The sequence below is a fragment of the Massilia aquatica genome (assembly GCF_011682045.1).
GTDB classification, from domain to species: domain Bacteria; phylum Pseudomonadota; class Gammaproteobacteria; order Burkholderiales; family Burkholderiaceae_D; genus Telluria_A; species Telluria_A aquatica.
Genome location: NZ_VVIW01000010.1, coordinates 73,084 through 85,124 on the forward strand (window position 1 = coordinate 73,084; position 12,041 = coordinate 85,124).

At 61.0% G+C, this 12,041-nt stretch carries 18 protein-coding genes; 8 read left to right on the top strand and 10 right to left on the bottom strand.

What is annotated here, in order from left to right; translation table 11 throughout:
- Positions 1-40 precede the first annotated feature (40 nt).
- A complete protein-coding gene (locus F1609_RS17825; protein WP_167077754.1) occupies positions 41-1,444 on the top strand; it encodes a DUF6861 domain-containing protein in 1,404 nt (467 codons plus the stop codon).
- An 11-nt stretch (positions 1,445-1,455) separates the two neighbouring features.
- On the top strand, positions 1,456-2,097 hold the full coding sequence (locus F1609_RS17830; protein ID WP_167077755.1) for a GAD-like domain-containing protein: 642 nt from the start codon (positions 1,456-1,458) through the stop codon (positions 2,095-2,097).
- A gap of 84 nt (positions 2,098-2,181) precedes the next feature.
- Here F1609_RS17830 and F1609_RS17835 read toward each other — a convergent pair whose 3' ends face one another.
- The 3 genes from F1609_RS17835 to F1609_RS17845 form a co-directional block, all read right to left on the bottom strand.
- Complete coding sequence (locus tag F1609_RS17835; RefSeq protein ID WP_167077756.1) at positions 2,182-2,457, bottom strand: hypothetical protein; 276 nt, start codon at positions 2,455-2,457, stop codon at positions 2,182-2,184.
- Between the two features lie 84 nt (positions 2,458-2,541).
- Positions 2,542-2,997: a hypothetical protein gene (locus F1609_RS17840; RefSeq protein ID WP_167077757.1), complete on the bottom strand. Its 456-nt coding sequence runs from the start codon at positions 2,995-2,997 to the stop codon at positions 2,542-2,544.
- Between the two features lie 52 nt (positions 2,998-3,049).
- Positions 3,050-3,631 carry an NUDIX domain-containing protein gene (locus F1609_RS17845; RefSeq protein ID WP_167077758.1) on the bottom strand — a complete coding sequence of 194 codons (582 nt, stop codon included), beginning with the start codon at positions 3,629-3,631 and terminating at the stop codon, positions 3,050-3,052.
- 85 nt (positions 3,632-3,716) lie between these two features.
- Between F1609_RS17845 and F1609_RS17850 the strand changes: the two genes are divergently transcribed.
- Positions 3,717-4,490, top strand: a complete 774-nt coding sequence (locus F1609_RS17850; RefSeq protein WP_167077759.1) for a DeoR/GlpR family DNA-binding transcription regulator — start codon at positions 3,717-3,719, stop codon at positions 4,488-4,490.
- A 302-nt stretch (positions 4,491-4,792) separates the two neighbouring features.
- Here F1609_RS17850 and F1609_RS17855 read toward each other — a convergent pair whose 3' ends face one another.
- On the bottom strand, positions 4,793-4,924 hold the full coding sequence (locus tag F1609_RS17855; protein WP_167077760.1) for a transposase domain-containing protein: 132 nt from the start codon (positions 4,922-4,924) through the stop codon (positions 4,793-4,795).
- 472 nt (positions 4,925-5,396) lie between these two features.
- Between F1609_RS17855 and F1609_RS35370 the strand changes: the two genes are divergently transcribed.
- From F1609_RS35370 to F1609_RS17870, 3 genes are all read left to right on the top strand, one after another.
- Positions 5,397-5,669 (top strand): response regulator transcription factor, encoded by a 273-nt coding sequence (locus F1609_RS35370; protein ID WP_167077761.1) that lies wholly within the window; start codon positions 5,397-5,399, stop codon positions 5,667-5,669.
- Positions 5,615-5,845 (top strand): response regulator transcription factor, encoded by a 231-nt coding sequence (locus tag F1609_RS17865; protein WP_370661640.1) that lies wholly within the window; start codon positions 5,615-5,617, stop codon positions 5,843-5,845. Before F1609_RS35370 ends, F1609_RS17865 begins: the two co-directional genes overlap by 55 nt.
- A 306-nt stretch (positions 5,846-6,151) precedes the next feature.
- Positions 6,152-7,135, top strand: a complete 984-nt coding sequence (locus tag F1609_RS17870; protein ID WP_167077763.1) for a hypothetical protein — start codon at positions 6,152-6,154, stop codon at positions 7,133-7,135.
- Positions 7,136-7,423: 288 nt separating this feature from the next.
- Here F1609_RS17870 and F1609_RS17875 read toward each other — a convergent pair whose 3' ends face one another.
- The 4 genes from F1609_RS17875 to F1609_RS17890 form a co-directional block, all read right to left on the bottom strand.
- The gene (locus tag F1609_RS17875; RefSeq protein WP_167077764.1) at positions 7,424-8,089 is read right to left on the bottom strand and encodes a YiaD family glycine zipper/OmpA-like lipoprotein; all 666 of its coding nucleotides are present in this window, start codon (positions 8,087-8,089) and stop codon (positions 7,424-7,426) included.
- Positions 8,090-8,197: 108 nt separating this feature from the next.
- The gene (locus tag F1609_RS17880; protein ID WP_103170603.1) at positions 8,198-8,344 is read right to left on the bottom strand and encodes a lmo0937 family membrane protein; all 147 of its coding nucleotides are present in this window, start codon (positions 8,342-8,344) and stop codon (positions 8,198-8,200) included.
- Positions 8,345-8,435: 91 nt separating this feature from the next.
- Complete coding sequence (locus F1609_RS17885; RefSeq protein ID WP_166896042.1) at positions 8,436-8,666, bottom strand: hypothetical protein; 231 nt, start codon at positions 8,664-8,666, stop codon at positions 8,436-8,438.
- Between the two features lie 171 nt (positions 8,667-8,837).
- Entirely contained in the window at positions 8,838-9,695 is an 858-nt protein-coding gene (locus F1609_RS17890) for a glycine zipper 2TM domain-containing protein (RefSeq protein WP_167077765.1), read from the bottom strand.
- A 237-nt stretch (positions 9,696-9,932) separates the two neighbouring features.
- On the opposite strand from F1609_RS17890, the gene F1609_RS17895 reads away from it, so the two are divergent.
- Positions 9,933-10,664 carry a Crp/Fnr family transcriptional regulator gene (locus F1609_RS17895; RefSeq protein WP_126075729.1) on the top strand — a complete coding sequence of 244 codons (732 nt, stop codon included), beginning with the start codon at positions 9,933-9,935 and terminating at the stop codon, positions 10,662-10,664.
- 118 nt (positions 10,665-10,782) lie between these two features.
- Positions 10,783-11,340, top strand: a complete 558-nt coding sequence (locus tag F1609_RS17900) for a hypothetical protein (RefSeq protein ID WP_167077766.1) — start codon at positions 10,783-10,785, stop codon at positions 11,338-11,340.
- Between the two features lie 85 nt (positions 11,341-11,425).
- Here the strand turns inward: F1609_RS17900 and F1609_RS17905 are convergent, their stop codons facing one another.
- Positions 11,426-11,647: a YMGG-like glycine zipper-containing protein gene (locus F1609_RS17905; protein ID WP_099881030.1), complete on the bottom strand. Its 222-nt coding sequence runs from the start codon at positions 11,645-11,647 to the stop codon at positions 11,426-11,428.
- A 25-nt stretch (positions 11,648-11,672) separates the two neighbouring features.
- Positions 11,673-11,984: a BON domain-containing protein gene (locus F1609_RS17910; protein WP_167077767.1), complete on the bottom strand. Its 312-nt coding sequence runs from the start codon at positions 11,982-11,984 to the stop codon at positions 11,673-11,675.
- Positions 11,985-12,041 lie beyond the last annotated feature (57 nt).

Here is a 12,041-nt window from a genome sequence, read left to right on the forward strand (position 1 = left end):
AAACAGACTGATCCGCTCTATTTACCAATTGAGGCATTCGATGGGTAATGATATCGACGACATGTGGCGCGTCTGGAGCATGCTCCAGCACAAAGAAGATGCGTTGAAATGGGGCGGCCGCCAGGGCAATGCCGGTCAGCAGTACGACAGCATCGGGCGCCTGCTCAGTTCATCCGACCATGGGCATATGGGCTGGAGGTACGAGCGGATGGGGCGGGTGGGCCGGGTACGCAAAGCGTTGCACGACTCGGGGCCGTTGGCGTTCCAGATGATTGCGCAGAGACTGACCGGCATCGACCTGTCCGCCATCTGGCCGATTCTTGTATCGGCATGCCAGGATATTGCGCTCTACTACGGCGGGACGGTGGTCGCGGGCGGGCTGATCGGCGGCGTTGGCGGGGCGCTGCTTGGTGGCGTCGGTGCGGTTCCTGGCGCAACGGCGGGCGCGGCGGCGGGGAGCTATGCGGGCGGCTGGGTACTGGCGATGCTGGGCTTGAAGTCCCTGGTGGAAGGTTTGGCCCAGGCCGTTCCGGAAGCCCTGCGCTATTACGAAAGCGGCTTCCTGGAAGCGTGGGGGCCGCTGCGGCAGGATCGCCAGCACGGCTTTGTCAGCCGTGCGACCGGTGATCCGGCGTTTGCCGCCTTGGACTTCGCCAATGGCCACGTCATCATGGTGTTGGCCATTCTGACGACGCTGCTGGCCTATTTCACACGGGGCAAGGGCGGCAAGGCTGCGCTATTGAGCGATATTCGCCGCAGTCCACGCCTGGGGCCGCGCGTGGCGAAGTGGATCGAGGAAAACGAGCGCAGGCTCGCTCAGCACCCCGCGCTCCAGTCACGCGGACGCGGTGGCGCGGCGGGCGGATCGGCGCCGGCGCCGGCGCCGAAGCGCAGGCCAGATCGGAAGGACGAGCCCACCGTTCCCAAGGGCATGCCAAAGAAGGAAGTGCCTTGTTTTAACACGAATGGCCTGCCACAGGGCAAGGTTCCGGAGTTCGACCGTCAGCTTGCCGGGCAAGAAATGGGCATCAATGAGATGACGGTTGATGAGTATCTCAAAGGGCGGGAGGCGTTCGAGAAGGGGGCGACGGTGCGGGATCCGAACGTGGCGCGCGCAGCGAGAGCGAGTTATCAAAAAGAAATGGAACGCAATTTATTCAAGCAATTTCGTGAAAGTGGAATGACGACTGCCCAAGCCGAAGCAGCCGCACAGGAAGGTGCCAAAAGTAAAATGAAAACGTTGGCAGCGTTGCACAACCCCGATATGGTGGCTGCAGGCAAGGACAAAATAAGCAATTTTGGGGACAGGAATATCAATTCACGCATTGGTGCGCAGTGGAAAAAAAGTCAACGTTTGATGCAATTGGATGAAGCGGCAAAAGAGATTGGGAAATCAATACGAGGCAGCACAAAAATGAACGTCAAACTTGAACGATGCAAATAAAGGAGCGCGACATGGACGAAGACTTTGCCAGTTTTAGAGAAAAATTTGGTCCGGAAATCAGCACGAGATATGTGCCCTCGTCATCTATTGAGCGCTACCGTGGAAAATTGCCGGACCAACTGATGTTGTATTGGGAAGAGAGCGGCTGGTGCGGCTACGCCGACGGCCTTTTCTGGACAGTTGATCCGCAAGAGTATGAACCAGTGCTGGAAGCATGGATAGGCGACACGGAATTTATGGAGCGGGACGCTTATCATCTTATCGCCAGAAGTGCATTTGGCGAGCTCGTTTTTTGGGGTGAAAAATCCGGCGATAGCTTATCGATTCTGCCTTGGCATGCGCTAGCGTTTCCGTCCGAGGGATCGGAAGAGTACATCTTGAAAGGGAAGGCGGATGATGCGGCAAAATGGTTTTTTAGTTCCCAAAAGCGTGAGTATTTTGATATGGAAGATGACGCGGAGAAGCCACTTTTCGCCCGCGCATTAAAGAAGCTGGGGCCGTTAAAACCGGATGAGATGTATGGTTTTGTGCCCGCACTCGCTTTCGGCGGTTCGGCTACCCTAAAAAACTTACAGAAGGTGAAAGCGGTTGAACATCTGGTGTTTCTTGCTCAACTCGCTCCTTTGCAGATAATGCGTTCTCCAATTTCGTGATCGTGAAGCTTGGGCGATGAGAAGAATGTCCGAACCTGCCTGTGCCGGCGCCGGACTTGTCCGGCGCCGGCACAGGCGAGCTGGTCATTTGAAATCGTCATCTTCCTCGTCGTCAAGGTCATCGTCGAGTTCCCCGGCGGCGTCGGCCTGGCTGTCGTTGCCGGCCAGGACATTACCCTGGGCGCGCCAGGCCGAGTCCGCTCCGACCGCTTCCAGCAAGCCCTTGACGCGGCGTACCCGCGCGCTCTGGTTGGCGTTGGTCTGGCCGGTGGCGCTGGGCGGCGCGGGGGCCGGCGCTGGCGCTTCGGCGCTCCAGGATTGCAGAGAATCCAAAAAATGGGCAAAACGCTCCGTGCTCATACCATGCTCCTGTGCGAATGGTCAACCTGCGAAAAGTGGGTACTGCAAACAACAACGGCGCTGCGGCAGGGCCGGCAGCGCCGTTCAATGAACCTGTTGAAGCACGGCCAGCAGATGCGCGTAGCCGAGCAAGTACGCGAGCAGCAACACCAGCGCGCAAGGCAGCGCGATCGCCCACGAGCGGCGCGCATAGTCGGTGCCCAACCGTTCACGCACGAAGCGCTCCTGCGGGCTGGCCACGGCGATGTACCAGACCAGCAGCAGGACGATGGGACCGGTTTGCAACGGATTGGGTGCTTCGCGCAGCAGGGAAATATAGACATTGAGAATGAGCGCCACGAGACAGGCGGCGAACCACCAGCAGGCCTGCACGGCGCGCTTCGGCTCGCCCAGCGCTTCCCAGTTGCGGATCACCAGGATGGTGCCGAACAGCGGCGTGAACAGGAGGCTCCAGCAAGCGGCGGCGTCCGGATTCCACAGCGCCGCGCGGTGCCCGGCATGCGCTGCCTGGGTGTCTGGGAGGGAAGAATGTGCATTCATGTGTGCAACTATCGCGTGCCTCCCACGCGCATGTATTGATCTGGCGCTAGCTTTACGCCGACATCAGATGCAACTGGAGATATTGCAACAGCAGGACGGTTTTGCCATCCATGATCTCGCCGCTGTCCATCATCGCCAGCGCTTGCCCGAAACCGAGTTCGAGCACGTCGATATCCTCGCCTTCGGCGGCCAGGCCGCCGCCGTCGCCCACCTTGTGCTCGGGCTCGTAGGCGCCGATGAAAAAGTGCAGGCGTTCGGTGACCGAGCCGGGGCTCATGAAGAGGTCGTAGATCTTTTTCACGTTCTCGACACGGTAGCCGGTTTCTTCCTCGGCTTCCTCGCGGATGCGCTGTTCCGGGCTGGCATGGTCGAGCAGGCCGGCGGCCGCTTCGATCAGAAAGCCGTCGTGGCCGTTTACAAACGCGGGAATGCGGAACTGGCGCGTGAGCAGCACCGTGCGCTGGCGCAGGTTGTACAGCAGGATGACGGCGCCGTTGCCGCGGTCGTAGACTTCGCGCGTCTGGCTTTGCCAACTGCCGTCGCGCCGGCGCAGCGAGAAGGTCAGGCGTTTCAGGGTGTACCAGTTGTCCGACAGCAGTTCTTCCTTGTCGATCCGTACCCGTTCTGCTTGCATGATGTTCCTTCGTGATTGTGCTTGGTGTTTTTTAGAATATCGTGCAAAATCGTGCAATGTCAAGAAAATACGTGCAAAGGCAATCATGCTGACGACCCAGCGAAAGCAATACCTGATGGACCTGTTGCGGCGCGACGGGCAAGTGGTGGCCAAGGCTGTGAGCGAGGCGCTGGGGCTGTCGGAAGACACCATCCGGCGCGACCTGCGCGAACTGGCGCGCGAGGGCCTGTTGCAGCGCGTGCACGGCGGCGCGCTGCCGGCCATGCCGGCGTCGCCGGCGCTGGCCGACTTCGGTGCGCGCGAGCGGATATCGCAAGACGCCAAGGCGGCCATCGGGCGCGCCGCCGCCGCCCTGGTCGTGCCGGGGCAGGTGCTGCTGGTCGACGGCGGCACCACCTCGGGCCATCTGGTACGCTCGCTGGCGCCCGACCTGCGCGCCACGGTCGTCACCCACAGTCCGTCGGTGGCGCTGGCGCTGCTGGGGCACGAACGGATCGAGGTGATCATGCTGGGCGGGCGCCTGTACCGCCATTCGGTGGTGGGGGTGGGCGCGGCCACGCTCGAGGCGATTGGCCAGGTGCGCGCCGACCTGTGTTTCCTGGGCGTGAGCAGCATCGATCCGGAAGCGGGCTTGTCGACCGGCGACTTCGAGGAAGCGGCCGTCAAGCGCGCCATGTGGCGGGCGGCGGCGCACACGGTGGTGCTGGCCTCGCCGGAAAAGCTGGCGACGAGCTCGCCTTTCCGGATCGCCGGTGCGGATGAGATCGGGGCAATCGTGGTCGCGCACGGCACCGATGAGGGCTTGCTGGCGCGCTACCGGGCGCTGGGAGTGGGCGTGCACGTGGCGCAGCCGGAGTAAGGTTCCCGTACCTTCGCCATTCTCACCTCATCCCCTTGCGTGGTCGATGCCGGGTCGGGCGACTTATCAACGTGGCCTGATCGGGGGAATTTTCTCACCAAGCGCTGCCGAAGCGTCGGACGGTGCCTTTGGCTGCGTGGAGTTGAAACGCAGCTTGCCGTTCATTTTCCTCGGCTAGATAGCACTGCATTGCTAAACGCCTGGCGTGGAATATCTCATCATTGCCATTTAGCAGATCGTGCAACTCCTGGGCGATCGTCGCCGTGGACGCTGGCGCGATTCCCGCAACGCGCGAGACCAGCTTAGTGCTGGGTAGAACTGCCGAACGGCAGCCGCGAATCGATCTCGCTGTTGCGGCAGGTCGGCAAACGTTCGAGCGGGTCGGCACGCCAGCAGGTGGGATCGAGTCCGTTCAGTTCGGCGGTAGCGGGCACGCTCCGGATGGCCGTAGCGCGGTGGCCAGCGCGAGCCGATCCGGCAAACAGGCAGGCTGGGAAGCAGCATGTTTTCTGGTGCACGGCGCAGTTCCAGGACAGGCAGTGGTCGACCCCGGTTGACCGGGGGATCTGCGATATCATGAAAACGCGCCAGTCCTCAAGCCGGTCCGCCGGCGAAAGCCCCCGAAAGCCCGCCTGATGCCGCATTGCGGGCGTGGCGCGAGGGCTTGGCGGCGCGTCAAGCCGTGACCGCTGACTGGGGTTCCAAGCCCGGAACGCCGATTTTTTTCGTGGACCTGTTTTGCTCCTATTCCCTGTTTTGGCGCCGAAAATGGCCGATTCCGATGTGAGAAAAAATGCGCCCCACCGTCAACTTCCTTCAATCGAGCAACAATCTTGGTGGTAATCGATCCTATTCAGCCCAAAAAGGACCGACGGAAAAAATCGGCGCTCCGGGTGTAGAACCCGAATGAGGGACGAGGTATCCCTCACTCCTCGTGAGCGGGAGGTCCTCGATTGCGTGGCCGCCGGGCTTGGCTGCAAGGCCACTGCTCGAAGGCTGGGAATCAGCGAATTCACGGTGCGCAAGCACCGGGCCAACCTGTTGCGCAAAATGCAGTTGAGAAACCCCGCCGAGCTCACCGCGTATGCGTTGCGATGCGATGCGCGGGCCATGGACCGGCAGAAGTGGGGGCCAGATCCGCCGAGTTCCCGCAGCACGGTTTGCCTCAGAGCGGCCTGACGCCGCGTGAGGCCCAGGTCGCCACGCTCCTTCTGGATGGTCTGACCAGCAAGGAAATCGCACGGCGATTGAACATCAGCGACCTCACCGTTCGCAAACACCGGGAGAACCTGTTGGCGAAGCTTGGACTCGTCAACACGGGTCAGTTGATTCGCTTGCTTCTGTCGGCGCCTTAAGCCTTCCCGGATCGGTCACTAAGTACCCGCCAATAAATAAATGTGAGATTTTGGCAAACAGAGCCGGATGCGATGCAAGGCGCCCGACGCGACGCAGTGCGAGCACTGCGAGTGGAGGGCAACGCCACAGCGCGCCGGCTATGGAAGACAAAAATCACAGTTATTTAGGGGCGGGTACTTAGCATGGTCTCACTTGCAAGTCCATACGACACCGGAGCCATATCGTGACGCACAAGGTTGCCGGACTATGGAGTCACTCGTTGCCGCCGGTAGCGAGTCTAACCAACCCATCTAAGGGAGTTCAAAATGGCAGCAGAAACCATCACCGTCTACATCGACCCCACCCAATTAGTGGCACAGTCAAATAACGGCTACAGTCTCTACTTGGCCAAAATGGTCAACGGAAACTGCAATGTGATCTGGAAAGCGTTGGTCGCCGACTCGACCGATCCAGACGCCTATGGGCCGAAGAACGTTTTCAACATCGCCCTTCCTTCGTACCAAGTCAACTATACGGACGACCCCATCGTGGAGGGTTCGGTGACGCTCACTACCAGCGGGATCTCGACACCGATCGAATTGGGTCAAATTGTCACGCTGGATAAGTACGGGATCTTCAGCGAACCGGGCAACAACGGCACTGCTCTGGCCGTTAGTATCACAAATCAGAAATCCAACAACCCGCATGCAATTCTTCTAGACAACGAGGGGAATCCAATCTTCCTCAATACCAGTGGTATGGATATCACTGGGCAACCATCCACCATGCAGCCCGTCGACACATATCAGGTCTGGTTCGCGAATTTGCAGGATACCGGTACGATTATCGCGTCAAACCAGAGCGTGGTAGGCACCGTCACTTTCTCCGACAGCGATACGGACAAATCCATCAGCTTCACCGCGAACCAAGCTTGGGAGGATGGTGCGCCAGCAGACAAGGAGGTGCGCGAAGCACTGAGCAACAGGGGCGGCAATCCTATCGTGGTCGCCGTGACGGCCACCCTGAGCGTTGCAATGACGACTGCGGCGGCAACTTACCTCGGCAGCCACCTGATCAACAAATTCAGTTCCAACCTCAAGCCGAGCAGCATCTCGGTGACGCTGTACGGGAAGAGCGTGACAGTGAATTTCTCCGATCCGAAAAACGCGGAAATCCTGTCCGCCCTTGGGCCGGATGTTTACGAGACCGCAGTTAACGATGCGCTCAAAAAAGCGGTGAAGGACAAGGCCTTCAACATGGGGGGCGAAACGTGGAAGTTGCAGGAGACGCGCGTGACATTGCCTCAATAAGCGGCTGAAAGCGGGGAAGCGCACGGCTAGCTGGCGGTGCCGCCCCGGCACCGCAACGCATCCCGGGTGACCTCCTTCATCGTCTACCCGGGGCCAGGCGAATTGGCCACGGTGCAGACGGCGCAAGCACATCCGGACGCGAGTGCCGTCGCAAGGTGGCCGGCCCAGCGTTTGCTGCACGACAGGGGAAGCGGCTGCGCCACGTCGTTCGCGCGGGTACATGAAAAAAGCGGCCAACGCTTGTGGCGTTGGCCGCTTTCCATGTTCTACAACGGTATAGCGCGGGAATTAACCCTGGCGGTTCGGCTCGGCGACGTAGATCTCGACGCGGCGGTTGCGCGCGCGGCCGTTGGCATCGTCGTTCGACGCGACCGGCTCGCGCTCGCCACGGCCGTCGATCATGATGCGGTTCGGCGAGACGCCGCGCGCCGCGAGGTAGTCGCGGGTCTGGGCCGCACGGTCGACCGACAGCGGCTGGTTGACCGAGTCGTTGCCGGTGCTGTCGGTGTGGCCGATGATGGTCACGGTGGTCGACGGATTGTCTTGCAAGGTCGTGGCGAAGCGCTCGAGCACAGGACGGAAATTGGCTTTGATGGCGGAACGGCCGGTATCGAACGAGACGTCGGCAGGCACGTCGAGCTTGAGGCGGTTATCGTGGGTCTGGCTGACCTGGATGCCGGTGCCGCGCGTGGCTTGTTCCATGGCTTGCTTTTGCTGTTCCATGCGGTTCGACCAGATATTGCCGATGATCGCACCAGCGGCGCCGCCGATGATGGCGCCCTTGCCGGCACGTCCGCCGTGGCCGGAGGTCGCGCCAATAATCGCGCCCAGGCCGGCGCCGACACCAGCGCCTGTTGCCGTACCGCGCTGGGTGGCGGACATGTCGGCGCAACCGGTTGCCATCATGGCGACGACGGTGATGCCGAGCAGGGATTTAGTCAGGTTCTTTTTCATAGTGTGGCTCCTAAAAGTAATAAAATCCGTTTCGCTGTCACACCAGGCTAAGCCAGGCACGACCGCGAAACGGATCGGACATCAGTCGATGGCCGGATGCTGTGTAAGCTAGATACCTCGGCCGCTGATAAGGCGAACCAGAATCATGATAACAGCAACAACCAGCAGGATGTGGATGAAGCCGCCAATTGTATAGGAAGTGACCAAGCCAAGCAGCCACAGGATCAGGAGTACGACGGCGATTGTATAGAGCATGATTTTGTCCTCGGTGGGTTTTTATAGACGACTTGATGTCGTGAGTGCAGTATGCAGAACTCTTGCATGCCGCTCCGTACGCTGGCGTACATTAAGAATAAGTTTTTTGTTCGTTTTGCAATGCAGGCAACCAGCCCAATACGCCTGCCAGGCCAACCAAACCGATCAGGCAGGCCACCAGGCCGCCGGCAATCAGAAACACCACGTCCTGGGCCTGCATTGTGGCGCTGCTGCCCGCCGCGACAGGTCCCGCGGCGCTGAATCCAAACAGCGTTACGATAATGCCCCAAGCTAAAATGCCGATCCAAACCATGCGGTTCATGATAATTCCTTCGTCTCTGGTGATACTGCCGCGCCTTTTGCTGCAGGCGTAAAGCTATTTTCGCGCTTGCTCATCAGCAAATCGGTTCGTTGGCGCACATTGCAAAGAAGAAAAGAAAAAGCCTCGTGGAAATAACCACGAGGCGTTGTTTTTTTGTACAGCGGGAGCGGATCAGGCGGCCGAACGCAAGGTCCCGTTGACGACCTTGACGCGGTCCCCAGTGCGCCAGCCAGCCGCGCTCTGCTGATGGAAGGTGCGCGCTCCGCCATCGTCCAGGCGCACCCGGATTTCGTAGCTGCGCGTCGCTTTCAGATTGCCTTCGACCTGGTTGCCGACTACCGCGCCGCCGACCGCACCGGCGACGGTGGCGAGCTTGCGGCCGTTGCCGCCGCCTACCTGGTTGCCGAGCAAGCCGCCCAGCACCGCGCCGCCCGCCGCGCCCAGGCCGCTGCCTTGCGCGCGCTGGGTCACTTCACGCACCGATTCGATATTGCCGCAATGGTTGCACCAGCGCTCCGGCGCCGGCTCGGAAGCGGCGTGGCGCGGCGCCGGCGCCGGCTTGCGCTCGGCTGGTTTGCGTGTCGTTGCCGGTCCGCCGTTGTGCAGCGCGGCGCGGTCGAGCTCCTGCTGCGTCGGGATGCGCCTGGCTTCCTCTGCGGCCTCGCGCTTTTCTTCGCGGTCGCGCGCGGCACGCAGGTCGTCCTCGCGCTGGTTATCGGCGCGCTGGGCGGCGCGGTAGCGGGCGGCATTGCGTTCGGCGTCGGTGTCCTGCGCGTCAAGTGCGGCCAGGGTGCGCGGCGCGAGGTTCGATGCGCCAGCCGAGCTGCCCTCGCTTTGCAGTGTCGAGGCCAGCACCGCGCGGTCGATTTCACTGAGCTCGGCGGTGGCGGGCGTGCCGCCGATCGATGAGGGAATCCAGCCGAGGATGGCGGCCGTGCCGGCCCCGCAAAACACGATCACCGCGACGGCGGCGGCGATCAGCAGCGGATGCTGGGCGCTGCGGGGCGCAGGGGAGGAGGGCGTCGTCATGATGATTCCTTGTTGGTGAATGTGTGGTCGTGCACGGTCGGGTTGATGGACGCCATTCTCCCGAGGATGGGGCGGCCCTTCCGTGCGTCACCGTACATACTTTGCCTATTATTGACGTTACGCTGATTGAAATTGTTTGTAAATGTATCTGTCATACCAACCTGGCCTTACCTATCTAATGATCGCTATCCGTTTTGTCTCATGGCCGACCGCGCGCCCTGCCCACCGGAGGGAGCGATGAATCACGTTTCCGCCGTTGAGTTCGACCACCCGAACGGCAACCAGCTGCTCGCCGCCTTGCCGCACAACGACCTTGCGCGGCTGTCTCCCTTGCTCGAACCGGTACAGGTGGAAGTGGGCGAGGTGCTGTACGAGCCGGCCGAGCCGGTCCGCCATATCTATTTTCCGCACGACAGCCTGATTTCGCTGCTGGGCGTGGCCGAAGGGCGCATGACGCTCGAGGTCGGCCTGGTCGGGCGCGAAGGCATGCTGGGCGCCACCGTCGCGCTCGGGCACGATACCGCGCAGACGCGCGCCATCGTCCAGCGCGCCGGGTGCGCCAGCCGCATGGACAGCGCCAAGTTCCGCACCGAATTCGCGCGCAATCCTGCCTTGCAGAGGGTGCTGTACCGCTATACCGACACCTTGCTGGCGCAGGCGATCCAGATCGCCGTGTGCAGCCGCTTCCACGTGCTCGAAGCGCGCCTGGCGCGCTCGCTGCTGATTACGCGCGACCGTCTCAAGTCCGACAAATTTCATCTGACCCACGAATTCCTTGCGCATGCGCTCGGCGTGCGCCGGGTCGGCGTGACCAAGGCCGCCAGCGCCTTGCAGCAGCAGGGGCTGATCATCTACAGCCGCGGCAATATCGAGATCCTCGACGTGCAGGGACTGGCGGCGGCCTCCTGTAAATGCTACGAGATCGTCAAGGAAGCGGGCGCGAGCGCGCTGTCGACCGCCTTCGTCTGACGCTGCGGGCGGTGCGCTCGGCGCAGTCAAAAAAGAGGGAACTTTGTCTGGCAGGCAGAGATCTATCACCACACAAGCACGTCGTGTGCGTGGTGATGACGATCTCAAGGAGCCTGCCATGCCGGTGCCGCTTAATCCTCCTGTCTCTGCCCGGTCGGTAGCGCCGCCGCGCTATGTCTTCTTTTCCACGGATGACCACAGCCTGTGGCGTTATCTCTGGCCGTTTCTCTCCGCAAAACAATTGATCACCGCGCTGGCGCTGGTCGTCGTGGCGGCGCTTGTCTGCATCGAAGTGCTGCCTCGGACCTTCGCCGCGGACGCCAGGATGGCGGTCTTCTTCTGTTTCTTCTTTATGCTGATCGGCACGCTCTACAAGCAACTGCCCGGAAAAATAAGCATTGCCACCACGCGTGGTCCGGCGCGCCAGTTGATGGCCATCCTGGAACCGCTGGTGTGCGATCTGGGCTATGTGCGCAGGCAGGTGGACCCAAGCGGCGAATGCATCCGATGGCGTCCCACACCGGGTTACGGCTTGTCCTGGCTTGACTCACCCGACCAGGATGTCGAGCTGCGCATCGCGGATGAAAACATCATCGAGGTGCGCGGCCCGAAAGACGTTCTCGAGGCTCCCCTGACGGGCCTGCGTTCGAGATTGAAAGAAGCGAAAGGCGGCTGATTGCCGCTTTCAGAAAAGGCAGACGTAAAAAAACCCCGCGAGCGGGGCAGCTGGCGAGGTTTTTTCTCCAATCAGGCAAGCCGGATCATTTCGGTGGCTTGACCTGGTTGCCGATGACGCCGCCGACGGCTGCGCCGCCAACGGTACCGACAGCGCTGCCGCCGGTCAATACGCCACCGACAACTGCGCCGGCGCCGGCGCCGATGGCCGTGTTCTTATCCTGGGCCGACATGCCTGCGCAGCCACCCAAACCGAGCGCTACTGTTACCAGCGTCGCGCTCATTACCAGTTGCTTGATTGTTTTCATGATAGTGCCTCTTTAATTGTAAAGCTTACTTCATGCGAATGTCGTTTTTCACCGACTTCACACCTTTGACATTGCGGGCGACTTTGCCGGCGGTAGCGATGCTGTCTTGCGCAGCGACGAAGCCGCTCAGCTGAACAACGCCTTTGAAGGTTTCAACGTTGATTTCCGAAACTTTCAGGGTCGGCTCATTGACGATGGCCGCTTTGACGCTGGTGGTGATCACGCTGTCGTCAACGTATTCGCCCACGCTTTCTTTTTTGTCGGTCGAGGCGCAGCCAACAACGGTGGTCAGCATCAGGGCGGCGATGAGGGTCGATACGATTTTCAGGTTTTTCATGGTGTGTTCCTCTATGGTGGTGGTCTATGTTGTTATGCGTTCGGCGGTGCATGTCGC

Bases quoted from the DNA above. Each gene is read 5' to 3' on its own strand.
- F1609_RS17825 (WP_167077754.1), top strand. From the start codon at position 41: ATGGGTAATGATATCGACGACATGTGGCGCGTCTGGAGCATGCTCCAG.
- F1609_RS17830 (WP_167077755.1), top strand. From the start codon at position 1,456: ATGGACGAAGACTTTGCCAGTTTTAGAGAAAAATTTGGTCCGGAAATC.
- F1609_RS17835 (WP_167077756.1), bottom strand. From the start codon at position 2,457: ATGAGCACGGAGCGTTTTGCCCATTTTTTGGATTCTCTGCAATCCTGG.
- F1609_RS17840 (WP_167077757.1), bottom strand. From the start codon at position 2,997: ATGAATGCACATTCTTCCCTCCCAGACACCCAGGCAGCGCATGCCGGG.
- F1609_RS17845 (WP_167077758.1), bottom strand. From the start codon at position 3,631: ATGCAAGCAGAACGGGTACGGATCGACAAGGAAGAACTGCTGTCGGAC.
- F1609_RS17850 (WP_167077759.1), top strand. From the start codon at position 3,717: ATGCTGACGACCCAGCGAAAGCAATACCTGATGGACCTGTTGCGGCGC.
- F1609_RS35370 (WP_167077761.1), top strand. From the start codon at position 5,397: ATGAGGGACGAGGTATCCCTCACTCCTCGTGAGCGGGAGGTCCTCGAT.
- F1609_RS17870 (WP_167077763.1), top strand. From the start codon at position 6,152: ATGGCAGCAGAAACCATCACCGTCTACATCGACCCCACCCAATTAGTG.
- F1609_RS17875 (WP_167077764.1), bottom strand. From the start codon at position 8,089: ATGAAAAAGAACCTGACTAAATCCCTGCTCGGCATCACCGTCGTCGCC.
- F1609_RS17880 (WP_103170603.1), bottom strand. From the start codon at position 8,344: ATGCTCTATACAATCGCCGTCGTACTCCTGATCCTGTGGCTGCTTGGC.
- F1609_RS17885 (WP_166896042.1), bottom strand. From the start codon at position 8,666: ATGAACCGCATGGTTTGGATCGGCATTTTAGCTTGGGGCATTATCGTA.
- F1609_RS17890 (WP_167077765.1), bottom strand. From the start codon at position 9,695: ATGACGACGCCCTCCTCCCCTGCGCCCCGCAGCGCCCAGCATCCGCTG.
- F1609_RS17895 (WP_126075729.1), top strand. From the start codon at position 9,933: ATGAATCACGTTTCCGCCGTTGAGTTCGACCACCCGAACGGCAACCAG.
- F1609_RS17900 (WP_167077766.1), top strand. From the start codon at position 10,783: ATGCCGGTGCCGCTTAATCCTCCTGTCTCTGCCCGGTCGGTAGCGCCG.
- F1609_RS17905 (WP_099881030.1), bottom strand. From the start codon at position 11,647: ATGAAAACAATCAAGCAACTGGTAATGAGCGCGACGCTGGTAACAGTA.
- F1609_RS17910 (WP_167077767.1), bottom strand. From the start codon at position 11,984: ATGAAAAACCTGAAAATCGTATCGACCCTCATCGCCGCCCTGATGCTG.